Below are 24,028 nucleotides of genomic sequence, written 5' to 3'. Positions count from 1 at the left end.
TATCTGATAATAGCGGCCTTCTCCGGCTATACCGCCAATTATATCTTCCTGTCTTAAACCATGAACTTCATCCCTATAATATGCTTCATGTTATTAGGGACATTATTATTTTTAAATACTTTGTTATTTGCACATATAACACTTTTGCGTAAAAATTAATTGTCCTGGCGATTATGGTATATTTTGTATTTCAATAATTAATATATCAATTAAATCGTTTTAATTAATATCATCTCATACCGTACACCCGGCAAGGGAGAACTCTATGCCTCATCACACTATTATGGTTATTGATGACCATCCGTTGTTACGCTATGGTTTTAAAATGCTTTTACAACCGGATTATACGTTAACCATCATGCCGGAATTTACTGACAACAATGGTCTGTTCAGCCATATCCATCAGCATACCCCCAGAATGATTATATTGGATATCAATGTCCGTGCTTTTTCCGGTATTGATTTTATTAAAAAATTACGCCACAAAAAAATATCCAGTTATATCCTGGTGTTTTCACAATCACGGGAACGGAATGATATATACGCTGCTATTGATGCCGGAGCTGATGGTTATTTATTAAAAAATTGCGATGTTGATTATTTATTAAGTCAGATTGAAAATGCGTTTAAAGGAAAAAAGATTTTCAGTGAGGCGATTTATAAAATTTTGCAGGAACGTGAACACTATCACGATCCGGTCAGTTACCTGACACAACGGGAAGCCGATGTTCTCAAAGAACTGGCCTGCGGGATGAAAAATAAGGAAATTGCACGGGCGCTGTTTATTTCGGAAGAGACAGTGAAAGTTCATATCCGCAATATACTGAAAAAGCTGAATGTCTCCACACGGCTCGCCGCCAGCCTGCTCTATCTGAAATATCGGCTGCCCCGCTGAGAGGGATCCCCGGGATGGCTGTCCGGGGGTTACTCGCTTTCTTCGTCGATACTCGCCGGTGTCGGGTAATTGAGCAGTTCCAGGGTACCGTCCGGATTTTCGCGGACATCCACCTGGATCACCTCTTTATTCATCCCCCGGAGGATCGTATCCACTTCACTGTAGGCGTAACGGATGTTTTTATCACGCGCCCAGTCCGGCATACCGGTCACACCATAGTAAAAGTACACGGTACTGATGCCGTTGCCCTGGGGCTCTATCGCCTTGATTTTACTGATACGCAGTGCGCCGTAACAAAAATCCTCATGCGCCTGCCAGGCTTCTTTACCTTTGTCCGTCAGCTGATATTCCACACCGGACGATTCAATAGTCGCACTGATAAAACCGACGGAAGCCAGCGCATTCAGCCGTGAAATCATCCATGGCTCTGACTGACTTGAGCTGAACTGCGGCCATTTGTGCTCATCCAGGCACAGTTCGCTGTTTTCCGTAAATTTGAGCTGAAGTTCATTCAGATACACGTCCGTTTGTCCCGCGAGGGTAAAGCTGGCAAATAACAGCGTGCTTCCGGCTAAGTACTCTTTCATCGATCCTGTCTCAACATCTTCCGGATGTTTTTGTCATGGTTATGGCGTAATGCTACCCCACTTTTTTGCATTTATCGAATACTCTCTGCACGTAAGATTCTGGATAACTGCATCAAATTCCCGCATTATGCTATTTTTCGTGTTCACGACAAAGGATAAAAGATGAAAAATACAACCTCCGTCTGCCGGATTTTCGGGATTAAAAACTGCGACACGATGAAAAAAGCCGGGCATGGCTGGATGCTCATCAGATAGCGTATGAGTTTCATGATTACCGGCAGGATGGCGCGGATACAGAACTGCTCAGTGAATTTGCCCGTCATATTGACTGGACACAACTGCTCAACAAACGCGGCACCACCTGGCGTCAGCTGGATAAGACTGAACAGGATGCGGTGACAAATGCGCAGTCCGCCATCCGTCTGATGTCAGAAAAACCGGCGCTGATCAAACGCCCGGTGCTGGTCTCTGCGGACGGCCGTTATCACCTTGGTTTTAAAGCTGATGATTATCAGCAGTTCTTCAGTCTTCCTGCCTGATACAGAGGAAACACCATGCATTGTCCTGTAACAGAACTGGCAAAACAGCTTATCAGCCGGGAATCGGTCAGCCCGGATGATAAAGGCTGCCAGGCACTGATGGCTGAACGCCTGATTGCCGCCGGGTTTACCGTCGAACATATGCCTTTCGGCGACACACAGAATTTCTGGGCATACCGGGGCGGCAGCGGCACAACACTGGCCTTTGCCGGTCACACCGATGTGGTCCCCCCGGGCGACCTCAGCCACTGGCGCACCCCGCCGTTTGAACCGGCACTGATTGACGGCATGCTGTACGGGCGCGGTGCTGCCGATATGAAAGGTTCGCTGGCAGCCATGATTGTTGCTGCCGAGCGTTTTACTGAACGTTATCCGGACTATCCGGGACGCCTTGCTTTTCTTATCACTTCAGATGAAGAAGCGTCAGCCGTCAACGGCACCGTGAAAGTGGTGGAAACGCTGATGGCGCGCCATGAAAAGGTGGAATATTGCCTGGTCGGTGAGCCGTCAAGCCAGTCCCAATTAGGGGATATGATTAAAAACGGCCGCCGGGGTTCCGTTACCGCAAACCTGACGATTCACGGCACCCAGGGCCATGTCGCCTATCCGCATCTGGCTGATAACCCGGTTCACCGCGCCGCGCCGTTTATACAGGAGCTGGTGGCTGAACACTGGGACAACGGCAATCAGTTTTTCCCGCCGACCAGCATGCAGATAGCCAATATCCGTGCCGGTACCGGCAGTAACAACATCATTCCCGGTGATCTGTTTATTCAGTTCAATTTCCGTTTCAGCACCGAATCCACCGCTGAATCACTGAAAGCGCGGATTGCCGCGCTGCTGGAAAAACATCAGCTGAAACACACCATTCACTGGTCATTGTCCGGACACCCGTTCCTGACCCCGGAAGGCCTGCTGACCGGTGCAGTCTGCCGTGCTATCGGTCAGTACTGTAATCTGACACCAGAGCTCTCCACCAGCGGCGGAACCTCTGACGGACGCTTTATTGCGCGGATGGGCACACAGGTTGTGGAGCTGGGTCCGATCAACGCCACCATTCATAAAGTGAATGAATGCGTCAGCGCCGCTGATTTGCAGCAACTCAGCCGTATCTATCAACGGATTATGGAGCAGATACTGCTATGATGACCTTTGAAATGCTGACCGGGCAGACCCGTGATCATGTCATTAATTTTGCCGGTAATCATCACCTGCAATTTAATGCCACCAAAGCGTTTCTTGCCATGCAGAAAGCGGCGGCAACCGCCGGATTTAAACTGATGCCCGCCAGCTCCTTCCGCGATTTTTCCCGTCAGCAGATTATCTGGAATGAAAAATTTGCCGGGGTCCGCACTGTGAATGACGCAGAAAACCGCCCGCTGGATGTCTCAGGGCTGTCAGAGGCGGAGCGCTGTCAGGCGATTCTGCGCTGGTCTGCCATTCCGGGTGCCAGCCGTCATCACTGGGGAACAGAGGTCGATTATTACGATCCGTTCCGTCTGCCTGCTGATATTGCTCTTCAGCTTGAGCCCCGGGAATACGAGGAAGGCGGCTATTTTGCCGCCCTTTCCGCCTGGCTGGCGGATAATATGGCACAGTTTGATTTTTATCTGCCGTTCACACAGCGTCAGACCGGTGGTGTGGCTTATGAACCGTGGCATATCAGCTACTGGCCGCTCTCTTATGAAGCGGAGCAGCTTTACACCCCGGAAACGCTTGAAAGAGTACTGAAAACACAGGACATCGCCGGTAAAACATGGTTACTGGCTAATCTTGACGCAATTTATCAGCAATATGTCACATTACCGGAAAGCGATTAATCCGGTGATTTCTCCTCTGACGCCGGGGTATTCTCCGGCGTCATTTCATCTGTTTCCGGCAGGCGCAGCATAAAGATCAGCAGCCAGACCAGAATACACAGCAGTAACAGCCGGATATAAATCAGTTTCACCAGCCAGAGCGACACCGCAAACGTCAGCAGGATCACGATTACTGCACGCCGTTTTGCCTTGCGCGGCAGGCCTTTGTGTGTCTGCCAGTGGCGGATATACCCGCCGAACCAGGAACGGTACAGCAGCCAGTGATGGAACCGGGGAGATGAACGGGAGAAACACCACGCAGCCAGCAGCAGGAACGGCGTCGTCGGCAATACCGGCAGCACAACCCCGAGGGTTGCCAGTATGACGGCAATCCAGCCTGATAACAGCAGCAGTATGCGGGTGAACGGCTTCACGTCCTGAGTCTCCGGTAATGAGAATGCAACTCAATGTTATCGTTGTGTAACACCTTATTCAACCGGCTTGTGATCACAAATGATAATCCACTGACAAAACGGCTCTCTGTTCCGCACAGAGAGCCGCTCAGGTTGCTTTCAGTATTATTACCGGCAGAAAATCAAATGATTGATACTGATATCACATCAGTGGCGGTACTGACGGCCGGATCGGCACAACGAGCACTGTCGGCCCCTTGCGCTGTAATGCCGCTTTGCAGGCCGCAATTACCTCAGCCTCTGTTTCTGCCCGGACTGCGGTGCAGCCGTAACCGGTGGCAAGAGCCGCAATATCCAGCCCCGGAATATCCAGACCCGGCACCCCCGGCGTATCTTCCAGCACTGCGAAAGATTTCAGAATGCCGTACTGCCTGTTTTCCGGAATGACAAACAGGATCGGTAACTGATGCTGTGCGGCAGTCCATAATCCCTGCACAGAGTACTGCATGGAGCCGTCACCGATAATCGCCGCCACCGGCCGGTTACGCCCGCTGTCCCGTTCACCGAGGGCAATCCCGGCGCTGGCCGGTAATGTCCAGCCGAGTGAACCGCTGGCAAAGGTGTAAAATGAGTCCGGTTTATCCACCGGCCAGGCAGCATGCAGTTCGCCGAGGTTAGAGGGGGATTCCTCGGTCAGAATCGTTTCTTCCGGCATCGCACTTCTGACCGCGCGGAACAGCTGTGAAGCACTCAGTAGCCCGTCTGACGCAGCTTCCGGCGCGGCGGGATGCGGCGCCATACCGTGCGGTTGTTTACTGACGGCAGTTGCCAGTGCCGGTCGTGCACTCACCAGCTCAGTTAACTGCTCAACCGCCAGTACCGCATCACATAACAGGCTGTCTCCGACCGGCGCCCGACCGGCTTCCTGCGGATCATCCGTGATATGCAGCAACCGGAGTCCCGGCGGGATATAGTCACCGGCCACATACGGGTAATAGCGGAAGACCGGCGCACCGATGATCAGCGCCACATCATGCCCAGCGAGTTTGTCCGAGAGTGGTTTCATGGCAAACGGCAGGCCGCCTGCATACAGCGGATGAGATTCCGGGAACGGCGGGCGCTCGGAAGCTGGTGCCGAATACACCGGGATATTCAGTTTTTCCGCCAGCCGGATCCCTGCCTCCCAGCCCTCCCCCCGCGCAAGGGATGAGCCGTAAATCAGTACCGGATTTTTCGCCCCTGACACACTCTGCGCAAACTCCCGCATCCGCACCGGGTCGGCACTGATACGGTGAGACACGCTGCGGACAACCGCCGCATCCGCTTCAGCCGGTTTATCCCAGTCATCCAGCGGGATCGATAAAAATACCGGGCCTGCCGGCGGTTGCAGTGCCATCGCATACGCCCGCATAAAGGCCGCCGGAACATCTTCCGCCCTCACCGGCTGATAACTCCATTTCACCCACGGCTCCGGCAGTGTTTCCGGCTTAATATTGGTCAGCCACGGCTCTATCAGCAGCATGTTGCGGGTCTGGTTACCGGCGGTAATAATCAGCGGCGTGCGGTTCATATACGCGGTAAGAATATTACTCATCGCGTTACTCAGCCCGGCGGAGGTATGCACATTGACCAGTGCAACATTACGGGTGGATTGCGCATAACCATCCGCAGCGGCGACCGCAGACGATTCATGCAGTGTCTGGATATAACGGAAATCTGCCGGAAAGTTTTTCAGGAAAGTTTCTTCTGTCGAGCCGGGATTACCAAAAACAGTCGTGATATTCAGTTGCCGGAGTAATTCAAATGTCACCTGACGGATTGTTTTTCCCATCGTAATGCTCCTGTGAAATCATTATTCTGCTGATACCGGATATACCGGCGAATGGAAAAAGCATGCTGACCACTTTATCTGTCTGACGATAATTTTCACTTAAATAACAATGATAAACATCGTAAATATAAATTAACAGAACAGTGAAAAATTCCGATATTCCGGACTCTATTACAGCGGAAAATAAAGATCAAACTGCGGCTTTATGGCCCTGTTCCTGATTATCAGACCGGCAGAATTATTATTTCTGATATAAAGCAGAAAGATAGAGGTAAGACCAGATAACCCCATCATAAAAGGTCAGTGTAATACCCCTGACGGGGCCGGTTGAGAGTAAACAACGCGATAACATGCTGGCAGTTTGTTAGTCCGTTACAGTTCCGTTTAACTCAGAGCTGTTATTGTCTGCCGCGTGGTACCAATTGGTTATTTTGCTTTTTTTCAGCTCTCCGCGGATGCAGAGAGCTTTTTTTTTTATTTCCGGTATACTATCCGAACTATTCAGACTGTTTATGTGCAGAGGTCATATGCTGAAAATATTCTGCTTTATTGCCGTTATTCTTCTTTCAGGCTGTGCCGGGGTTGGTGTCGGTGCATCCGGAGGTTCTGAAGGCGCTTCTGTGGGAATCGGTACAGGTATCGGCTTTTAACCCGGATGTTAATAAATAAGAGCGGTAACAATAGTGCATTAGTCATACAGGATGAAAAAAGTCATATTTAAGATTCAATGTATTGATAAATAAACCCATTTAAAAACCACCTGAGCGGGTTGGTAATATATAATTACCTGAAATATAACCAGGTAAAGCGTATCACCGATATGCTGGGAACATACCGGCAAAAACTGTATGATGGCATTCCTGAATATGCACAGAAAGCATTACCCCGGTCCGGGGTGCGGGCATTGTTCCGTAGTGAAATTATACGCCATTAATTTATGGAAAAGGCAGTTGGAACATAACTGCCTTAGTGTCCGTCAGACGGAAATAAACATAAATGTGACAGGAAGAAAAAAGATACCGCCGGGAATGGTTGCTGTAATCAAAGGTAATAAAGCAAAAGCTTCCATAAATTACTCCTCATTGTTATCGCTAAATATATTTTAATCAGCATCAATAAAATTTCAATGTACCTGTTATTTTTCAGGTATATCTGCAGGTAAACAACATGATAACCAAACCGTGTCGCGCTGCGTACGGTTCTGACGTGGCGTGCATCGCTGTGCTATTTTTATGCCTTGCCCGATATGCGGCAAGGGTGGCGATATCCGCCTGAATGTCCTGGCATGTCCCCGGAAGATGTGATTAAGAAATGTTATTCCGTGTATGGCGGATGTGATAACCTTATAGCTTCATCTTTCAGGAAAGAATTAACGACCACAACCGTTTCCGGATAGTTCGTGAAAGCCGGGGAAGACACCTCAGTTAACCGGGGAGACAACCCGTTGGGTAATGGTTTTAAACTCATTTTGAATGATAGTGACTTATCCATTCTGATTTATTGATAAATAAAGACAAAAAAAGGTAACAACAATGCATTGGTTAGCAGACTACTGGTGGGTCATCCTGGTGCTGTTTGTCGGCGTGATCCTGAACGCCATTAAAGATCTCAAACGCGTGGATCACAAAAAATATCTGCAGAACCGCAGGGAACTGCCGCCTCACCGTGATAATAACGCACAGTGGGATGATGAGGATGACTGGCCGGATAATAAATCTAAAAAGTCCTGATCTCTTCTGCTGTCTGCTGCGCCCACTGCGGGCGCAGTATCTGCAGTATCACTGCTGTTTCCTGTCTCAGCACACTAAGTAATGCCTTTTTTCCGCTGATATGGCGAGCTTTCAGTATCTCTGGTTTACCGGACAGCAACTGTGACAATTCCGCTGTCTGTGCCGGGTATTCCCTTTGCAGGAGTACCAATGCAGGATCTGCCACCGCCTGTGGTTTAGCGGCATACGCAAACCCGGCCAGCATCCGCCATTCCCATTCATTGAGTGATTCCGCCTGCTCCGGCGGTACCGGTGAAAATCCCCATATCTGAGAAAAAACAGTGCAATCCCGGGCAAACTGCTGTTCTGCGTCATCCGCCAGTGCCTGTCCGGCCCGCGTCAGCGGCAGCAGCAGCATTGCGGTATAACATCCGCTGCCCGCTTCCGGGTGTGTCCCCATTCGGGCAAAACGAAAGCCGCAGGATGTCCAGAACGCAGCCAGTTCCGGGGTATAGCCGAAACTGACGGACAGATAATCCATACCGCTGTTTTTTGCTGCGTCAGCCGCCCGCTGTAATAACTGACGTCCCAGCGCACTGCGCCGGTAGCCTGCATGTACGGCGATCCGGCTGATACGGCGTGAACGCAGTTGTGCCGCCTGCGGGAAATAACTGTGTGCCGCCAGCGATTGTGCCAGCAGATTTCCGCGTGGCCGCCGCGTGCCCGCCCAGACAGACAGTGTCAGTGCTGCCGGTAACCCACCCTCGTCGGTCAGCCAGAGCGCCGCAGTCACCTGCTGCCGGTGGCGGAACTGCGCGAAATGCTGTCCGGGCGCATCGGCCAGCCGCCGCAGATCCAGCGGGGATGTCCGGTAATGCGCTGCCGTCAGCAGGCCGTAAAACCCGGACAATAAATCCGGATCATCACATAACGCCTGCTGTGTTACGGACTGATATTCACACTTCCCCGTCTGTATGATTTTTTCTGCCGGCTCGGTGAGCAACAGTGCCTTATCGAGCCAGGTTTCCGCCGGGTCATGCTCCGCCCAGCGTACCGGCTGCGTCAGCGTCAGTGCGGTAAACTGCGGCAGTGAGTGACAAAATTTCAGTAAAAATCCCCGCCCTGTGCCTTCATAACCCTGAACAGTGGTCAGCAGCAGCACACGGGGAAATACCGCCGTAAAACGCGCGAGCAGCGGCAACGGGATCATCGCCGCTTCGTCGATCACCAGCCAGCCGTATGTGCTGACATCCGCCGTTTCCGCCAGTGTCAGTAAATTATCCGGGGCGATAAATTCCGTTTGTTGTGAATCATGAAGATAGCGCTGTATCACCGTGACCGTGGCTTTTGCCGGGGCACATAATAAATGACGGCCCGGCGATTCTGCCAGGAACAGACCGGCCACGGCGGATTTGCCCCGTCCTCTGGCCGCGGTCAGACAGAAAATGCCGCTTTCCGCACGGCGGAGCTGTGCCAGTATCTGCTGCTGCGCAGGGGTCGGTGTGCCATCCGGCGGCTGCCACGCGTTTTGCGGCGGCAGCAGGGTCATATCAAATGGCTGGTCTTCATACCGGCAGAGATGGGCAGGATGGATAAGTGTACGGGCGAAGTGGCGCATGAAATGCGGCGCGGGGATCATCTGTCCGCCGTCATTCCAGCGCAGACTGTCCTCATCCGGCCGGGTCTGCCATTGTGATTCCGGCGGCAGCAGCAGGATCAGCCAACTGCCCGCCTGTAATGTGCCGGCCAGCATAGCCAGTGCTTCACTGTGCAGCCCGCGCCGGGCATCAAACACGCCGTGACGGAACTCCTGTCCCAGCAACAGACGGGCTTTCTCTGCCACTGTGCCGCCGGGCAGCTGAGCGGAAATGATCGGCCAGTCTCCGGGCGCCGCGTCTCTGATTTCCTGTAACCGGGATTCACACCAGTCATCACTGCCGCTCAGTACCCACAGACGGCGGATACCCTGTATACGGAGCTGTTCTGTGCAGGCGTGAAACAGTGCAGGTAACATGAGAACCGCTACATCTTACCGACAAGCAGCGACAGGATCCCCGCCGCAATCAGCGGCCCGACCGGCACCCCTCTGAACAGCGCGACACCGATAATGGTACCCACCAGCAAACCAGCAACCGTGGACGGCTGGTTACTCATCAGTGTAACGCCCCGGCTGCCCAGCCAGGACACCAGTATGCCGATCACTATCGCCAGCAGGGATTTCCAGTTCAGAAAGGAGCTTAAAACATCATTGGCACTGATTTTACCGCTGGCAATCGGTGCCATCACACCGACGGTCAGAATGAGGATCCCCAGCTTGAGGCCATATTTTTCCACAAACGGGAAATAGCCGTTGAGCGGCGTGATGCGCACAGCCAGCAGAAAAAGAATAGCCAGGGTTACCGTCATGTTATTACTGATAAGCCCGAGCCCGGCTAAGACCAGGAGGATAATCAGGGTCGGGTCAATATTACTCATATCAGATCCTGCGTGTCGGGGAGAATGAAAGCCGCCAATAGTATGCCGTTATACGATGATAATCAAACTCTGCCGGTTTTGCAGGAAAAACCGGCAGAAAGGCTTATTTCAGTGCGGAAAATGTGTCACATTGCGCAATATTACCGCTGTCAAAACCGCGTTTGAACCACTCATAACGCTGTGCGGATGTTCCGTGTGTGAAGCTGTCCGGAATAACCCGTCCCTGACTCTGTTTTTGCAGACGGTCATCGCCGATGGCCTGCGCCGCATTCAGAGCATTTTCCAGATCACCGTTTTCGAGGATCCCGGCTTTTTCCATCTCATGGCCCCAGATCCCGGCAAAACAGTCAGCCTGTAATTCCATTTTCACTGACAGGCGGTTTGCCTCTTTCTGACTGCTGCGCTGCTGGCGCTCGCGTACCTGACGATCGATACCGAGCAGATGCTGAACATGGTGCCCCACTTCATGAGCGACCACATAGCCCTGCGCGAAATCCCCGCCCGCCCCTAATTTAGTGCGCATGTCATCGTAGAAAGAGAGGTCGATATAGACTTTCTGATCTGCCGGACAATAAAACGGCCCCATCACAGCCTGCCCTGCACCGCAACCGGTCGGTGTTGCGCCCCGGTACAGCACCAGTTTCGGCTCGCGGTACTGCCGGTTCATCTGTGCGAATTTTTGTCCCCAGACCGCTTCGGTTTCCGCCAGCATCACGCCGGTAAATTCCGCCTGTTTCTGCTCCTGTGCACTGTTCTGTGCCGGACGCTGCTGTGAGGTGGTCTGCCCGATATTGACCGGGTCACCGGTAACCAGGCCGGTCAGGTCAATGCCGTAAAAACCGGCCACGACCACGATAACGACCACAACCAGTCCGGCTTTGCCGCGCGGCAGCGGAATACGCGGCCCGCCTGCGGATCCGCCCGGAATTCTGCCCCCCGCACTGCGGCGGTCTTCAATATTGTCGCTCTGGCGACGCCCTTGCCAACGCATGATGATTCTCTGCTTATCGGATAATAGTCGGATAACTACATAGTACAGAGAAAATGAAGTGAGGAAAAATGCTTCTTTCTTTCAGGGGAGTGATAAATCAGCTTAATGCCGGTGATACGCGGGTTCTGTTATCACCGGCCATGAATTCAGGAGATGAATGATTAATCCAGTTTCACACCCAGACGGCGTGCCACTTCCTCATAGGCTTCAATCAGGCCGCCGAGGCTCTGACGGAAACGGTCTTTATCCATTTTATCCAGAGTTTCTTTATCCCACAGACGGCTGCCGTCCGGTGAAAATTCATCGCCGAGCACTACCTGACCTTTATACAGACCGAATTCCAGTTTGAAATCCACCAGGATCAGACCCGCTTCATCAAACAGACGGGATAACACGTCATTGGCGATATAGCTCAGACGTTTCATTTCTGCGAGATTTTCCCGGCTGACCCAGCCGAAGGTTTCGCAGTAGGATTCATTGATCATCGGGTCATGTTTGGCGTCATTCTTCAGGAACAGATCGAAGATTGGCGGATTCAGCACCATCCCCTCTTCCACACCCAGGCGTTTTACCAGCGAACCGGCAGCGCGGTTACGGATGACACATTCCACCGGCACCATATCCAGCTTTTTCACCAGAATTTCGGTATCGGATAACAGACGTTCCATCTGAGTCGGGATACCGGCAGCTTCCAGTTTGCCCATGATAAAGTGGTTGAATTTATTATTGACCATGCCCTTGCGGTCAAACTGCTCGATGCGCTCACCATCCAGTGCTGATGTATCATTACGAAATTCCAGAATCAGCAGATCGGGATTATCCGTGGTGTAGACCGTTTTGGCTTTCCCACGATACAGTTCAGCATGTTTTTGCATCTTGCACTCTCCAGACAGGATTAATAATAGGCGTATCGCCTGACGGATAATATTCTCCCTCAGAACGATGCAATAAGCAATCGTTTGCGTAAGAAAAGATACAGACCCGGAAAGAGAGTGTTGTCCGGCAGAAGTGTGTTTACACCATAATGAGGGATAAACCCCGGGCTGTCAGCAGGTCACGGGCAGATTGCGGAGCCTTCTGAGTAAGCACAACGTGATCCAGTTCCTCACATGCCGCCACACGATAAGGTGCAATACGGCCAAGTTTATCACCGGTCACACCGGCCACGGTCAGACTGCTCTGTCTTATCAGAGCCCGCTTGAAAGCGGCTTCCTCAAACCCGGTAACCGTCAGACCACTGTCCGCATCCAGTGCGCATCCGCCGGGAAAACAGAGGTCAATATTCAGATAAGACAGCTGTTCCAGTGCCTGCGCCCCGATGCAGGTTCCGGATGCACGGTGCAGCTTTCCGCCCAGCACAATCAGCTCAAAATGCGGGTAGTCACTCAGTACGGCTGCAATAAGCGGACTGTGTGTTATCACGGTCAGAGAAAAATCTTTCGGCATATGCTGTGCCAGCAACAGGTTCTGACTGCCGCCGTCCAGAAAAACTGTGCTGTGATTACGGATCAATCCTGCACAACCGAGCGCAATTTTTTCTTTTTCTGCACTGTTCTGCCCGATCCGCTGCTGAAAATCCGCCACATCACCCAGTACACTGACCGCACCGCCATACACCCGTTTACAGAGCCCTTCATCCGCCAGAACCTGCAAATCACGGCGGATGGTGTGCTCTGATACACCAAGCTGTTCAACCAGTGTGCTGCACTGTACCCGGCCGTCACTGTGTAATAACTGTCGGATCAGGGCTTGCCGTTGTTCCGGAAAAGCTGCATAATCGAGCATGTATTTCTCCTGTAAATTGCATAAAGCATCATAAACGTGCATCCCCTGCGGGTCAATCGAAACCCTGCCACTGCTGAGGTCATTCTGTGAACACACATCATCCGGATATCGCATTTTTTCATCAGTTAGCCAACCGCGCAGCACAAGAGACGTTACCGCGTTTTTTACCCGGGCATACACTGTCCGTCGATACCAAAATCAAAGAAGGTGTCAGTTTTGATCCGGTGACGGATGCAGACCGGCAGGCTGAAATCGCGCTGCGGGAAATGATCAGCGCAGCATATCCGCAGCACAGTATTCTGGGTGAGGAGTTCGGTCTGACCGGCGAAGGGGACTATCAGTGGATCCTTGATCCGGTGGACGGTACCCGCCCGTTTATGCTCGGGTTGCCGGTCTGGGGAACACTGGTCGGATTAACATGTCGCGGAACGCCTGTAATGGGAATGATGAGCCAGCCGTACACCGGCGAGCGTTTCTGGGCGGATGGTGAACGCAGCTGGCACAGCAGCCCGCACGGGACATATGTGATGAAAACCCGCAAAAACATCACCCTGGCCAATGCCATTCTGCATACCAATTCACCGGAGCCGATGCCCCGTTTCCCGGAAATCCGGCTGGCCGATCTGATGGAAAAGGTCTTAATGACCCGTTTCGGCGGCGAGTGCTATGCCATGGCGATGGTAGCGGCAGGCAAAATCGATCTGTGCTTTGATTACGCCCTTCAGCCATATGATATCGCTGCATTTATCCCGATCATTGAGCAGGCCGGTGGTTGCGTGACAACCCTTGACGGCGGACCCGCCATACAGGGCGGTGCTGTTCTCGCCAGTGGTTGTCCGCGTCTCCATCAGCAGGTGCTGACTATTCTGAACAAAAATATTTAATAATCGTATAATGATTATGATTATAAATTCGTATTACAAAGGTTGTTGTGAATGAGTGATGTAATTGCAGTAACACCGCCCGCCGCACCGGCGGGACGGGAACAGATGGCCACCCGCGCGCTCTTTTTTGTCGCCGGTTTTGCCTCCGCGGCCTGGGCAGCACTGGTGCCGTTTGCCAAACTGAACACCGGCGTGAATGACGGTGTTCTCGGGTTATTACTGCTCTGTCTCGGCGGTGGTGCGCTGGTCGCCATGCCGCTGACCGGCGTGCTGACCACCCGTTTCGGCTGCCGCAGGGTGATGACCGTTTCCGTTATCCTGCTTAGTGCAGCCCTGCCGCTGCTGGCGGTCATTAATCACACCGGGTTACTGGCTCTGACGCTGATTATTTTCGGTATGGGGATCGGCATTACCGACTGTGCCATGAATATTCAGGCCATTATTGTTGAGAAAGCGGCACCAAAACCAATGATGTCCGGCTTTCACGGGTTCTACAGTGTCGGCGGCATTGCCGGTGCGGGTGCCATGAGCGGCTTTATGCTGGCCGGGATGGACGCATTACAGGCGGCCGGTGCCGTAACAGTGATTTGCCTCCTGCTGCTGGCTCTCAGTTATAAAGGCATGCTGGATTACGCCTGGCCGTCAGAAGGCCCTGCATTTGCTGTGCCGCGCGGTGCGGTATTACTGATAGGGATTATCTGCTTCGCCACCTTTCTGGCCGAAGGCAGTGTGCTGGACTGGAGTGCGGTTTTCCTGACAGAGTATCGTCATGTGCCGGAAAGCATGGGCGGGTTGGGTTTTGCCTGCTTCGCGGTGCTGATGTCCCTCGGGCGGCTGACCGGCGACAAAATTGTTGCGGTACTCGGACGGCCGCAGGTGGTGCTGTGGGGCGCCCTGCTGGCTGCCGGTGGTCTTCTGCTGAGTGTGCTGAGTGACAACTGGCTTCTGGCGCTCACCGGTTACGGGCTGATCGGCCTGGGATGTGCCAACGTGGTACCGGTAATGTTTTCCGCTATCGGCCGCCAGACCAGTATGCCGCAGGCCGTTGCCGTCCCGGCGGTAACCACTCTGGGTTATCTCGGTATTCTGGCAGGACCGGCGTCTGTCGGGCTGATTGCTTACCGCTTCACCCTGCCCGCCGCGCTGCTGGCCGTGGTTGCGCTGCTGTTGCTGGTCGCGCTGCTGTCGCGCAAAGTCCGGATGTAACCGATGTAAAAACACCGGCCGTCAGGCCGGTGTTGCTGTATTCTCCGCGGCGTCTTTCAGAATCGCTTTCAGACGCGGATAACGGCGTGCCAGCCGCCAGCGCAGCCGCAAATCTTTGGCGTTATCCCAGATGAGTGACCAGATCCCGCGATCAAACAGTTCACGCACAATCTCCTGTTTCACCTCCGGAGATTCTATCTCACTGATGGTATGCAGGATCCCCAGCCCTTCTTTGGAAATCTGCCAGTGACAGGCAGGGATCTGCTTCGCGACATCCGCATGGCGCTGATTGATATCGTCCAGCATTTCCAGGATTTTCATGTAATTATGGACTGTACGTACGCGGATTTTGTCATCAGGCGGCGTATGCGATACCGATTCGGAATGGATCAGATAATCGTAATAACGTTCATCAATATATTCCACCCGCGCTGCGGTCATCAGCAGTTCGGTTGTCCACGGAATATCCTGGTGGTGCAGCCCCGGCTCAAAATAATAGCCCTGCTCACGCAGAAAATCAGTGCGGTACAGGTTCAGCCAGGTCACATGCAGGAACTTACGGGAGTTGAGTGCCCGTTTCAGCCAGTCCGGCCCGGAAAGAACGCCGGTGGAACGCAGACGATCAGGCGGGAAAATCGGCCGTGGTTCACGCCCGTCTTCATAAACATAGGTACCATTGCAGGTTGCCACATCCAGTTTTCCGGCAAGCGCAATTTCCAGCAGGCGGCCGTACATTTGCGGGTGAATCACATCATCAATGTCCGGAAACGTGATGTATTGCCCTTTTGCCACTGCAAAACCGGTATTCCGCGCCACAGAGACGCCCTGATTTGCCTGTTCCAGAATAGTGACAGACGGGAATTTGTCCTGCCATTCACGCAGCACAGCATCCGTATTATCTTTGGAACCGTCATTAACGAGGATCAGCTCCCAGGCAGGAAGTGTTTGTTTCAGCAGGCAGTCAAAAAACTGAGGAAGAAATTTTTCCCCGTTATAGACGGCAACAACAATGCTCAGTAAAGGTCGTGAAGAGTCCGAAGATAAATCCATGTCAGCCCTGTCAATTCCGGGTAGCCTGATATTCAGCAGACAATGCGGCTGAATATAGCGAAAAAATAATTATAAGTATTTAAATATAACCGGAGAGCCTGGCATAAACGTGGCTAATAATGCGATATGTAAGACAGAGAAATAAGAATTTATCTTAAAAATGATTAGGTTGTGTATCAATTTATTACAAAATAATAACGATATAAAAAAATACCGGCCATTAACAATGGCCGGTACCGATAATTATATTTACGCATTTATATGTTGCGTGAATATATTATTTTACAGATGATTTGCTGAATGCCGCTTCCAGCGCTTTCACCATTTCATCATTTTCTTTCTGTGTCAGCGGTTTCCCTTTGGCACTGATAAACTGGAGGCTGCTGCGGTTATCCAGGTCACCGACCTGTAAGGTGTAATCACCTTCGGCCACTGACGGATCATCCATACCCAGGCTGCTCCACTCTGCAGAACTCAGCCCTTTGTATGTCACTTCAATATTCCCGGTCGAACGGGTGCGGTCACCCACTTTCATGCCGACGCTTTCCAGCACAACCGGCAGACGGGACCAGACCACATCAAACGGCGCGCGGACAATAATCTGCGGCAGACCGGTTTTATCACTGCCGCTCTGAACGTCCGGAGCCGCATACTGTGACGCATTGGTTTCCTGACGTGCGGCATTACGCATACGGTCAAGGCCGTCCACCAGCTCGTTGAGTGTCAGGTTGTTATAACGGGTAATTTCTGTTTTATCTGTCACCGGGTTTTCACCCTGTTTCAGACCTTCACTGGTCACAACAACTGCCACCTGTGAACCGGCCGGTTCAATTTTGATGCGCTGGCGGGACTGTAACGGCAGGTCTTCATCCGCACGCTGCCAGACAATCCAGTCAGTGACAATCACGCCACCGGCTTCATCACGCTGGCTGACCGGCACTGAGCGATCGGCCAGAACGCGGTTGATCTGAGCCCACAGCGTTCTGTTTTCCGCTGAATTCTCCAGCAGAAGACGGCTTGCGTCTCCTGCTGTTTCAGTACGGGAACCTGCTAACAGGCTGACAGTCTGTACCGGCGGACGGATGTCCAGCGCCAGACCGGTCGCACCATCCTGCTTAACCTGAGGAATATCATACTGGCCGCTCTGTAACGGCAGGATCATCCCCTGAGGAACATTCAGCGCCTGTAACTGCGGCGCATCCAGGTACGAAGTATCGCCGCTGACCTGACGCTTATAGTGCTGATCGCCGGAGCAGGCTGCCAGTAATAAAACCACGGAAAGACCAGCGAGCTTCGTAACCTTTGATTTTTGCAGTAGTGTTGCCATTCAGATTCCCTAAAATATTATCGTATGCCCGCCGTCTTCATGGCACGGCCGACCGTATTCTGCCCCGCTTCCGTGAGCGGTAACAGCGGCAGACGCAGTGTCTGCTCTGCGATCAGACCCAGCTGATGACAGGCCCATTTTACCGGTGACGGGCTTGGCTCACAGAATAATGTGTGATGCAGGTCCATCAGTTGATTATTAATCACACGCGCACGGTCAAAATCCCCGCGCAGGGCAAGATCAAACATCTGTGCCATCTCTGCCGCAGCCACGTTGGCTGTCACAGAAATCACACCTTTGCCGCCCAGGAGGGTGAAATCCAGTGCTGATGCGTCATCACCGCTGAGCAGAATGAAGTTTTCATCATTCACCAGGGTTTTGATTTCATTCACACGGCTTAAGTTCCCGGTCGCTTCTTTAATTGCCACAATATTGTCCAGTTTTGCCAGCCGGGCAACAGTTGCAGGTAACATATCACAGCCGGTGCGCGTTGGCACATTATACAGAATTTGCGGTAATGCGGTATTCTCTGAAATCACTTTAAAGTGCTGATACAGACCTTCCTGTGACGGACGGTTGTAATACGGGGTAACGGTCAGACAGGCCGCCACGCCGCTGTTTTCAAATTGCTCAGTAAACCAGACGGCTTCGTTGGTCGCGTTAGCGCCGGTACCGGCAATAACAGGAATACGACCTTCCGCAAACTCCAGTGTCGCCAGTACCACATCCACATGTTCCTGATGTGACAGTGTGGCGGACTCCCCGGTAGTTCCGACAGCCACAATGGCGGACGTGCCTGCCGCGACATGGTAATCCACTAATTTCCGGAGCCCCGCCTTATCAACACGACCCTGTGTGTCCAGTGGTGTAACCATCGCAACAATACTGCCTTTTAAAACGTCATTTATGTGTGACATGTACGAAACCCTCATAATCGGATAAATATAGGACAACATTTTAATGGTACTTGTTCAGAGCGCAGAAAAAAAACACCCTAACTGTACGTTTTTAATGAATTTTGTTAATACCCGGCGGCACACCTTAAAAAGAAGTAATAATGTCCGCTTTTTTCACCGGTAAAACGGCGGAACACATGATAACGTGTCTGTATCCGGCAGGTTTGATATGCCGCAATCATTTGATTATTACCGCAGAGCACACAACAGGTTATTGCTATCGGCCTTATCTTTCTTTATGTTTAACACATTCACGGTGTCATGAAGAGGAATGAGGGTTTGCCGCAACGCGATCAGCAATATCTGGTTATCACTGCACTGGGACGGGATCGCGCAGGGATTGTGAATGCGATTACCCGTCATGCCGGAGAGTGTGACTGTAATATCGAAGACAGCCGTCTGGCGATTTTCGGTGAGGAGTTCACGTTTATTATGATGCTGTCAGGCAGCTGGAATGCCATTGCCATGCTGGAGGCTACCCTGCCGGTACTGGCGGCGGAGCTTGACCTGCTGACAGTCATGAAACGGACACAGCGCGGGCATCAGCCTGCCGCCACCACCGGTGTCAGTGCGCAGGTCACGGTGCCTGATGCCGCGGGGCTGGTGGAACGCTTTACCAATCTGTTTATGAGACTGGATTACACCCTGGCTGAACTGGTGTCCAAAACCCGGCCGGAGGATGATACAGACGCAGTACTGCTGGAGATTCAGATCACCGCGCATCACCCGACAGGGGAAAACAACGCGGTGCTGCAGCAGCAGTTTTACCGTCTTTGTGCTGAGTTACAGGCCGAAGGCACTATTACCCTGATGAATCATTAATGTTTGTGTTTATTATTACGTTTACGGAGAGTGTGTAATGAGCCCATTGAACGCCGGTGATAAGGCGCCCCTGTTCAGCCTTCCCGACCAGGATGGTGAATCAATCAGCCTGGCCGATTATGCCGGTCAGCGTGTGCTGGTGTATTTTTATCCCAAAGCCATGACGCCGGGCTGTACTGTCCAGGCATGCGGTCTGCGCGACAATATGGATGAACTGAAACAGTTCAATGTTGAAGTGCTGGGGATCAGTACAGACAAACCCGAAAAACTGTCCCGTTTCGCGGAAAAAGAGTTACTGAATTTTACCCTGCTGTCAGATGAAGACCACGCGGTTGCTGAAGCATTTGGCGTCTGGGGTGAAAAACAGTTTATGGGGAAAACCTACGACGGTATTCACCGCATCAGCTTCTTAATCGGCGCTGATGGTAAAATCGAGCATGTTTTTGATAAATTCAAAACCAGCGACCATGATCAGGTTGTGCTTGAATACCTCAAAGCTCACAGCTGATTTATTTGCCGGAATGATAAAAACACTATCTCCCGGTAGTGTTTTTTATATTCCTGATGTTTTTTTAAAAAAAATACATATTCTGGATATTAGTACTTTGTAATTAAGTTAATATGATATTGTATCTCTGCTGACAATGATGTCACGCTATTAAAAGGGATACTTAATGAAGTTAACCAAAATTGCTACCGTATTATTATTTTTATCACCTGCTTATTTATCGGCGGCGACACAAGATTTCACCTATCGTGATGGTTATAAAATCACGGCAGATCAGGCATCACCCGAAGTTAATATCCGGATTAAGGATAATAAACCGACACAATCAATCAGCACACCAAATTCAAATGGTATTTCACACAATTACTTTACTGAATTCAATGTCGGAAAAAATGGCCTGAATATTGATAATTCACCATCAGCTCGTGTGATTATCAACGAAGTAACCGGAACCAATATCAGTCAGCTCGATGGCACTATGGCCATTATTGGTAAACAAGCCAGTCTGGTCATTGCTAACCCGAATGGCGTTAACTGTAACAGCTGTGGTGTATCTAATGTCAGCCACCTGACACTATTAGCCGGAAATACTTCACTTGATGTTACTACAGGAAAACTAATCGGTTTTAAAAATATAACGAATAATGTTATCGTTAGTAATGTCAAAAAAAATGCGATAAAAAGCAACCTGACATTAACGGGAAACAGCGTTGAAATCAACAGCTCTTATGTTAATTCACCGCATACAACGATTAATATTGGTGCAGATAATATCGATCTTAAAAATAATCTTAACTCTCAGATTTCTGATGTTAAATTAACCCCGGGGGAAGTAGTTAATAGTTCAGGCTCATATTCGAATTCATTGATCGACAGCGATACTAAAATACGCGGTAAAATGACCGTCAATGCCAAAAATGCAACGTTAACAAATAACGGTAATATTATATTATCGGAGGTTAACTTAAACTTACTACATTCTGAACTTATTAATGATGGTTATCTTAAAGCATCAAATATTAATATTAATGCAAAAAATGGTAGTATTTCTAATTATCAAAAGATTAGTACAAAAAATCTGACTGTTGATTATAATGGCAATTTCTCCATTTACAATACTACAGCAGGGGAAAAACCAAATAATTTTTATGCCCAAAATATGTCCATTAACAGTCATAACATCAACCATATGATTGACCTGAAAAATAATGCATATCAGGGTTATCTGCGAGATAATACCTTATCTGTCAGTAATGATACCGGTGCCACATTTGCAACCGGACAATTCAATATTGCAGGAAAGCATGACGCCGTACACATTAAAAACGATGGCATAATGTTTACCGGAAAAATGAATGTCACTGCCGGTTCAGTACAATTCTATAATGACCATTATCTGAGAACAGATGCTGACTCTGCAATACATGGTATTGTTGGTGTTTATGGCAATGGTTCCCGGAATGAGAACGTGTCAGTTACCACCCATAATTTTGATATCTGACCGAATAGCGGTATGAATATAAAAGTGATGTTTTATAAAAACATCACTTTTTATTTTTTGATTATTCCTTTGATACTGATTGTATATTATCTTCAGCAACCTCTTCAGGCCAGGAATGAATCACTGCTTTAATCAGGGTTGCTAACGGGATAGCAAAGAATACGCCCCAGAATCCCCATAATCCGCCGAAAATAATAATCGACAAAATAATCACCAGCGGATGCAGGTTCACCGCCTCAGAATAGAGGATCGGCACCAGGATATTGCTGTCCAGCCCCTGCACCACCAGATAGGCGATAAACATGGTCCAGAAATCCGAATCCAGTCCCCACTGGAACAGCCCGACCAGAACCACCGGCACCGTCACAATCACCGCCCCCACATACGGGATAAGGACTGACAGCCCCACCAGCACACCCAGCAGTAACGCATAATTCAGGCCGACCACCGCGAAGACGATATAAGTACAAACACCGACAATAATCATCTCGGTGACTTTGCCGCGGATATAGTTGGAAATCTGCTGATTCATCTCCACCCACACTTTCCCGGCCAGTGAGCGGTTACGCGGCAGAATACGCTGAAAACCGCGCAGCAGCTGTTCTTTATCTTTCAGTAAAAAGAACACCATCAACGGCACCAGAATCAGATAAATGGTCAGCGCCAGTAATCCCACCAGTGACGCCAGCGACATTTTCACCACTGAATCCCCGACTGAGAGCAGCTTGCTGCGGGCATTATCGAGGATCATATCCATCAGCCCGACATCCATCAGCGCAGGGAAACGGTTCGGCAGTTCACGGGCGAACTCATTGAAACGACTGAACATATTCGGCATATCCAGCAGCAGGTTACGCCCCTGTCCCCAGACCGTCGGCGCGAGGATAAAGATCACCAGCACGCTGACCCCGATAAACAGCGTCAGGATCAGCATAATCGCCAGCTTGCGCGAGCAGCCCCGTTTTTCCATCTGATGAATCGGCCACTCCAGCAGGTACGCCAGTACAATTGCCACCAGCAGCGGCGCTAAGATACCGCTGAAAAAATAAATAATTCCGAAACCCGCCAGTAAAATAACGGTCAAAGCAACTGCCTGCGGATCGGCAAAACGTCGTCGGTACCACTGAATGATCAAATCTAACATTGTTCTGCTCCCGGGATTAGCGGCAAAAATATGACAAATCCTGCCCACCGGGCAGACTGTGTGAGGATTTTACTTGAGTGTTTGCTATGATACACGAATTATTACCAGTGATAATCAACGGGGAAAGCGTCATCCTATGAATACGTTTCTGAAAAAACCGTTAGCCGTCTTACTGAGCCTTGCCCTGACCTTCCCGGTACTGCCTGCCGCACAGGCTGCGGTTGAGGATGCGTTACCTGAAATCGGCACCACCGCCGGCGGTACACTCAGTATCGGACAGGAAAACCTGATGGGGGACTTTTATCTGCGGATGATCCGCAGCAGCTCCCCGATGGTCTATGATCCTGTTTTGCTGCAATATATCAATAATCTCGGCCAGCGTCTGGTCTCAAACGCTGACTCGGTCAAAACCCCGTTTAATTTTTTCCTGATAGCCAACCCGAACATTAACGCCTTTGCCTTCTTCGGCGGCAATGTGGTTCTGCACACCTCCCTGTTCCGCTACAGCCTGACAGAAAGTGAACTCGCCTCTGTGATGGCGCACGAAATCGCTCACGTTACCCAGCGCCACCTGGCGCGGATGATGGAAGATCAGCAGAACAAAGCACCGCTGGCCTGGGCGGCCACTCTGGGCTCTATCCTGCTTCTGATGACCGGCACCCCGGTCGGTGCCGCCGCCATGACCTCGACCATGGCCGGGATCCAGCAGAATATGATCAGCTTTACACAATCCAACGAGCAGGAAGCGGACCGCATCGGCATGGGCACACTGAGCCGTGCCGGGTTTGACCCGCAGGGTATGCCGGACTTTATGACCATCATGGTGGATATGTCCCGTTACAGCTCCAAACCGCCGGAAATGCTGCTGACTCACCCCCTGCCGGACAGCCGTCTGGCGGATGCGCGCAGCCGTGCCGGTCAGATGCCGCGTAAAAATCCGCCACAGTCCTTTGATTTCCTGCTGGCGCGCGCCCGGGCGATGGCAATGTACGGCGGCCAGCCGCTGCGCAATGCGACTGACCAGATGATTGATAACTACAGCAAAGGCAACAGTAAAGAACAAATGGCGGCGGATTATGCCCGTGCCATTCTGCTCTACCGTGACAACAAATATGAACCCGCCTCACAAATTCTGACGAAATTACTGGCTGCCGATCCTGACAATGTCTGGTTTATCGATGTCATGACAGATGTGGATATCGGTCTGAACAGAACCTCTCAGGCGGTGACCAGGCTGGAAAATGCCCTGAAACGGGAACCGGGGAATTCGGTATATCAGATAAACCTCGGTAATGCCTATATTCAGAATAAACAATATGATAAAGCAACTAAGATTCTGCGCAATTATACCTTTGATCACCCGGCTGACCCGAGCGGCTGGGATCTGCTGGCAGAAGCAGGCGGAAAAGCCGGCCGCCGCACGGATGAACTTGCTGCACGGGCGGAATATCAGAACTTAATGGGCAACTTTGACGGTGCTATCCGCAGCCTGACCGAAGCCGCCCGTCAGGCGAAACCCGGCAGTTATGATCAGGCGCGTTATGATGCGCGGATTGACCAGATCCGCCAGTTACAGCTGCAATTCAAACAATTTAAATAATGAGGA

Annotated in this window: 22 protein-coding genes and 1 pseudogene; 11 read left to right on the top strand and 12 right to left on the bottom strand. The window is 51.1% G+C overall.

Features of this window, described 5'->3' with window-relative positions; genetic code table 11:
* Positions 1 to 265 precede the first annotated feature (265 nt).
* Positions 266 to 895 (top strand): LuxR C-terminal-related transcriptional regulator, encoded by a 630-nt coding sequence (locus JL661_RS07600; protein WP_004239967.1) that lies wholly within the window; start codon positions 266 to 268, stop codon positions 893 to 895.
* A gap of 29 nt (positions 896 to 924) precedes the next feature.
* Here JL661_RS07600 and JL661_RS07595 read toward each other — a convergent pair whose 3' ends face one another.
* Complete coding sequence (locus JL661_RS07595; protein WP_024473281.1) at positions 925 to 1,482, bottom strand: hypothetical protein; 558 nt, start codon at positions 1,480 to 1,482, stop codon at positions 925 to 927.
* A 162-nt stretch (positions 1,483 to 1,644) separates the two neighbouring features.
* On the opposite strand from JL661_RS07595, the pseudogene JL661_RS07590 reads away from it, so the two are divergent.
* The 3 genes and pseudogenes from JL661_RS07590 (at position 1,645) to JL661_RS07580 (ending at position 3,841) form a co-directional block, all read left to right on the top strand.
* Positions 1,645 to 2,021, top strand: a pseudogene (locus JL661_RS07590) (ArsC family reductase).
* Positions 2,022 to 2,036: 15 nt separating this feature from the next.
* Positions 2,037 to 3,167, top strand: coding sequence for a succinyl-diaminopimelate desuccinylase (dapE, locus tag JL661_RS07585; RefSeq protein WP_032098371.1), 1,131 nt, complete (start codon positions 2,037 to 2,039; stop codon positions 3,165 to 3,167).
* Positions 3,164 to 3,841 (top strand): M15 family metallopeptidase, encoded by a 678-nt coding sequence (locus JL661_RS07580; protein ID WP_004239964.1) that lies wholly within the window; start codon positions 3,164 to 3,166, stop codon positions 3,839 to 3,841. The genes dapE and JL661_RS07580 overlap by 4 nt, the downstream gene beginning before the upstream one ends.
* Here JL661_RS07580 and JL661_RS07575 read toward each other — a convergent pair.
* Positions 3,838 to 4,254: a DUF454 family protein gene (locus JL661_RS07575; protein WP_015422762.1), complete on the bottom strand. Its 417-nt coding sequence runs from the start codon at positions 4,252 to 4,254 to the stop codon at positions 3,838 to 3,840. The two genes, JL661_RS07580 and JL661_RS07575, sit on opposite strands and share 4 nt — an antisense overlap.
* 181 nt (positions 4,255 to 4,435) lie before the next feature.
* Entirely contained in the window at positions 4,436 to 6,064 is a 1,629-nt protein-coding gene (mdlC, locus tag JL661_RS07570) for a benzoylformate decarboxylase (protein WP_062771503.1), read from the bottom strand.
* A gap of 1,532 nt (positions 6,065 to 7,596) precedes the next feature.
* On the opposite strand from mdlC, the gene JL661_RS07565 reads away from it, so the two are divergent.
* Entirely contained in the window at positions 7,597 to 7,794 is a 198-nt protein-coding gene (locus tag JL661_RS07565) for a YpfN family protein (RefSeq protein ID WP_004235313.1), read from the top strand.
* Here the strand turns inward: JL661_RS07565 and JL661_RS07560 are convergent.
* From JL661_RS07560 to JL661_RS07540, 5 genes are all read right to left on the bottom strand, one after another.
* Positions 7,781 to 9,787 (bottom strand): tRNA(Met) cytidine acetyltransferase TmcA, encoded by a 2,007-nt coding sequence (locus tag JL661_RS07560; protein ID WP_062771501.1) that lies wholly within the window; start codon positions 9,785 to 9,787, stop codon positions 7,781 to 7,783. The two genes, JL661_RS07565 and JL661_RS07560, sit on opposite strands and share 14 nt — an antisense overlap.
* 8 nt (positions 9,788 to 9,795) lie before the next feature.
* Positions 9,796 to 10,248 (bottom strand): DUF441 domain-containing protein, encoded by a 453-nt coding sequence (locus JL661_RS07555; RefSeq protein ID WP_004235310.1) that lies wholly within the window; start codon positions 10,246 to 10,248, stop codon positions 9,796 to 9,798.
* A 103-nt stretch (positions 10,249 to 10,351) separates the two neighbouring features.
* Complete coding sequence (ypfJ, locus tag JL661_RS07550) at positions 10,352 to 11,239, bottom strand: KPN_02809 family neutral zinc metallopeptidase (protein WP_004235308.1); 888 nt, start codon at positions 11,237 to 11,239, stop codon at positions 10,352 to 10,354.
* Positions 11,240 to 11,400: 161 nt separating this feature from the next.
* Positions 11,401 to 12,114 carry a phosphoribosylaminoimidazolesuccinocarboxamide synthase gene (gene purC / locus JL661_RS07545; protein WP_036405776.1) on the bottom strand — a complete coding sequence of 238 codons (714 nt, stop codon included), beginning with the start codon at positions 12,112 to 12,114 and terminating at the stop codon, positions 11,401 to 11,403.
* Positions 12,115 to 12,253: 139 nt separating this feature from the next.
* Positions 12,254 to 13,024, bottom strand: coding sequence for a DeoR/GlpR family DNA-binding transcription regulator (locus JL661_RS07540; RefSeq protein WP_024473291.1), 771 nt, complete (start codon positions 13,022 to 13,024; stop codon positions 12,254 to 12,256).
* Positions 13,025 to 13,110: 86 nt separating this feature from the next.
* Between JL661_RS07540 and JL661_RS07535 the strand changes: the two genes are divergently transcribed.
* On the top strand, positions 13,111 to 13,908 hold the full coding sequence (locus JL661_RS07535) for an inositol monophosphatase family protein (RefSeq protein WP_024473292.1): 798 nt from the start codon (positions 13,111 to 13,113) through the stop codon (positions 13,906 to 13,908).
* A gap of 51 nt (positions 13,909 to 13,959) precedes the next feature.
* A complete protein-coding gene (locus JL661_RS07530; protein ID WP_062771499.1) occupies positions 13,960 to 15,114 on the top strand; it encodes an MFS transporter in 1,155 nt (384 codons plus the stop codon).
* Positions 15,115 to 15,135: 21 nt separating this feature from the next.
* Here JL661_RS07530 and JL661_RS07525 read toward each other — a convergent pair whose 3' ends face one another.
* The 3 genes from JL661_RS07525 to dapA all read right to left on the bottom strand — a co-directional run bounded on the left by JL661_RS07525 (position 15,136) and on the right by dapA (position 18,408).
* On the bottom strand, positions 15,136 to 16,164 hold the full coding sequence (locus JL661_RS07525) for a glycosyltransferase (protein WP_062771498.1): 1,029 nt from the start codon (positions 16,162 to 16,164) through the stop codon (positions 15,136 to 15,138).
* Positions 16,165 to 16,441: 277 nt separating this feature from the next.
* Complete coding sequence (bamC, locus tag JL661_RS07520; RefSeq protein WP_024473295.1) at positions 16,442 to 17,491, bottom strand: outer membrane protein assembly factor BamC; 1,050 nt, start codon at positions 17,489 to 17,491, stop codon at positions 16,442 to 16,444.
* A gap of 17 nt (positions 17,492 to 17,508) precedes the next feature.
* Positions 17,509 to 18,408, bottom strand: coding sequence for a 4-hydroxy-tetrahydrodipicolinate synthase (gene dapA, locus JL661_RS07515; RefSeq protein ID WP_004235284.1), 900 nt, complete (start codon positions 18,406 to 18,408; stop codon positions 17,509 to 17,511).
* Positions 18,409 to 18,726: 318 nt separating this feature from the next.
* On the opposite strand from dapA, the gene JL661_RS07510 reads away from it, so the two are divergent.
* From JL661_RS07510 to JL661_RS07500, 3 genes are all read left to right on the top strand, one after another.
* Complete coding sequence (locus tag JL661_RS07510) at positions 18,727 to 19,269, top strand: ACT domain-containing protein (RefSeq protein ID WP_004235282.1); 543 nt, start codon at positions 18,727 to 18,729, stop codon at positions 19,267 to 19,269.
* Positions 19,270 to 19,306: 37 nt separating this feature from the next.
* Positions 19,307 to 19,777: a thioredoxin-dependent thiol peroxidase gene (gene bcp / locus JL661_RS07505; protein ID WP_004239939.1), complete on the top strand. Its 471-nt coding sequence runs from the start codon at positions 19,307 to 19,309 to the stop codon at positions 19,775 to 19,777.
* A 166-nt stretch (positions 19,778 to 19,943) separates the two neighbouring features.
* Positions 19,944 to 21,278: a two-partner secretion domain-containing protein gene (locus JL661_RS07500; RefSeq protein ID WP_062771496.1), complete on the top strand. Its 1,335-nt coding sequence runs from the start codon at positions 19,944 to 19,946 to the stop codon at positions 21,276 to 21,278.
* 61 nt (positions 21,279 to 21,339) lie between these two features.
* On the opposite strand, the gene JL661_RS07495 is transcribed toward JL661_RS07500, so the two are convergent.
* Entirely contained in the window at positions 21,340 to 22,422 is a 1,083-nt protein-coding gene (locus JL661_RS07495) for an AI-2E family transporter (protein ID WP_004239935.1), read from the bottom strand.
* 136 nt (positions 22,423 to 22,558) lie between these two features.
* On the opposite strand from JL661_RS07495, the gene bepA reads away from it, so the two are divergent.
* Complete coding sequence (gene bepA, locus JL661_RS07490) at positions 22,559 to 24,022, top strand: beta-barrel assembly-enhancing protease (RefSeq protein ID WP_004239934.1); 1,464 nt, start codon at positions 22,559 to 22,561, stop codon at positions 24,020 to 24,022.
* Positions 24,023 to 24,028: the final 6 nt, after the last annotated feature.

This window comes from Morganella morganii, from assembly GCF_019243775.1.
GTDB classification, from domain to species: domain Bacteria; phylum Pseudomonadota; class Gammaproteobacteria; order Enterobacterales; family Enterobacteriaceae; genus Morganella; species Morganella morganii.
Note: the sequence above shows the minus strand (reverse complement) of the source record. Positions and strands in the feature narration are given on the sequence as shown.

Bases quoted from the DNA above. Each gene is read 5' to 3' on its own strand.
- JL661_RS07525 (WP_062771498.1), bottom strand. From the start codon at position 16,164: ATGGATTTATCTTCGGACTCTTCACGACCTTTACTGAGCATTGTTGTT.
- JL661_RS07580 (WP_004239964.1), top strand. From the start codon at position 3,164: ATGATGACCTTTGAAATGCTGACCGGGCAGACCCGTGATCATGTCATT.
- purC (WP_036405776.1), bottom strand. From the start codon at position 12,114: ATGCAAAAACATGCTGAACTGTATCGTGGGAAAGCCAAAACGGTCTAC.
- ypfJ (WP_004235308.1), bottom strand. From the start codon at position 11,239: ATGCGTTGGCAAGGGCGTCGCCAGAGCGACAATATTGAAGACCGCCGC.
- dapE (WP_032098371.1), top strand. From the start codon at position 2,037: ATGCATTGTCCTGTAACAGAACTGGCAAAACAGCTTATCAGCCGGGAA.
- mdlC (WP_062771503.1), bottom strand. From the start codon at position 6,064: ATGGGAAAAACAATCCGTCAGGTGACATTTGAATTACTCCGGCAACTG.
- JL661_RS07500 (WP_062771496.1), top strand. From the start codon at position 19,944: ATGAAGTTAACCAAAATTGCTACCGTATTATTATTTTTATCACCTGCT.
- JL661_RS07595 (WP_024473281.1), bottom strand. From the start codon at position 1,482: ATGAAAGAGTACTTAGCCGGAAGCACGCTGTTATTTGCCAGCTTTACC.
- JL661_RS07495 (WP_004239935.1), bottom strand. From the start codon at position 22,422: ATGTTAGATTTGATCATTCAGTGGTACCGACGACGTTTTGCCGATCCG.
- bamC (WP_024473295.1), bottom strand. From the start codon at position 17,491: ATGGCAACACTACTGCAAAAATCAAAGGTTACGAAGCTCGCTGGTCTT.
- JL661_RS07540 (WP_024473291.1), bottom strand. From the start codon at position 13,024: ATGCTCGATTATGCAGCTTTTCCGGAACAACGGCAAGCCCTGATCCGA.
- bcp (WP_004239939.1), top strand. From the start codon at position 19,307: ATGAGCCCATTGAACGCCGGTGATAAGGCGCCCCTGTTCAGCCTTCCC.
- JL661_RS07565 (WP_004235313.1), top strand. From the start codon at position 7,597: ATGCATTGGTTAGCAGACTACTGGTGGGTCATCCTGGTGCTGTTTGTC.
- JL661_RS07600 (WP_004239967.1), top strand. From the start codon at position 266: ATGCCTCATCACACTATTATGGTTATTGATGACCATCCGTTGTTACGC.
- dapA (WP_004235284.1), bottom strand. From the start codon at position 18,408: ATGTCACACATAAATGACGTTTTAAAAGGCAGTATTGTTGCGATGGTT.
- JL661_RS07560 (WP_062771501.1), bottom strand. From the start codon at position 9,787: ATGTTACCTGCACTGTTTCACGCCTGCACAGAACAGCTCCGTATACAG.
- JL661_RS07530 (WP_062771499.1), top strand. From the start codon at position 13,960: ATGAGTGATGTAATTGCAGTAACACCGCCCGCCGCACCGGCGGGACGG.
- JL661_RS07555 (WP_004235310.1), bottom strand. From the start codon at position 10,248: ATGAGTAATATTGACCCGACCCTGATTATCCTCCTGGTCTTAGCCGGG.
- bepA (WP_004239934.1), top strand. From the start codon at position 22,559: ATGAATACGTTTCTGAAAAAACCGTTAGCCGTCTTACTGAGCCTTGCC.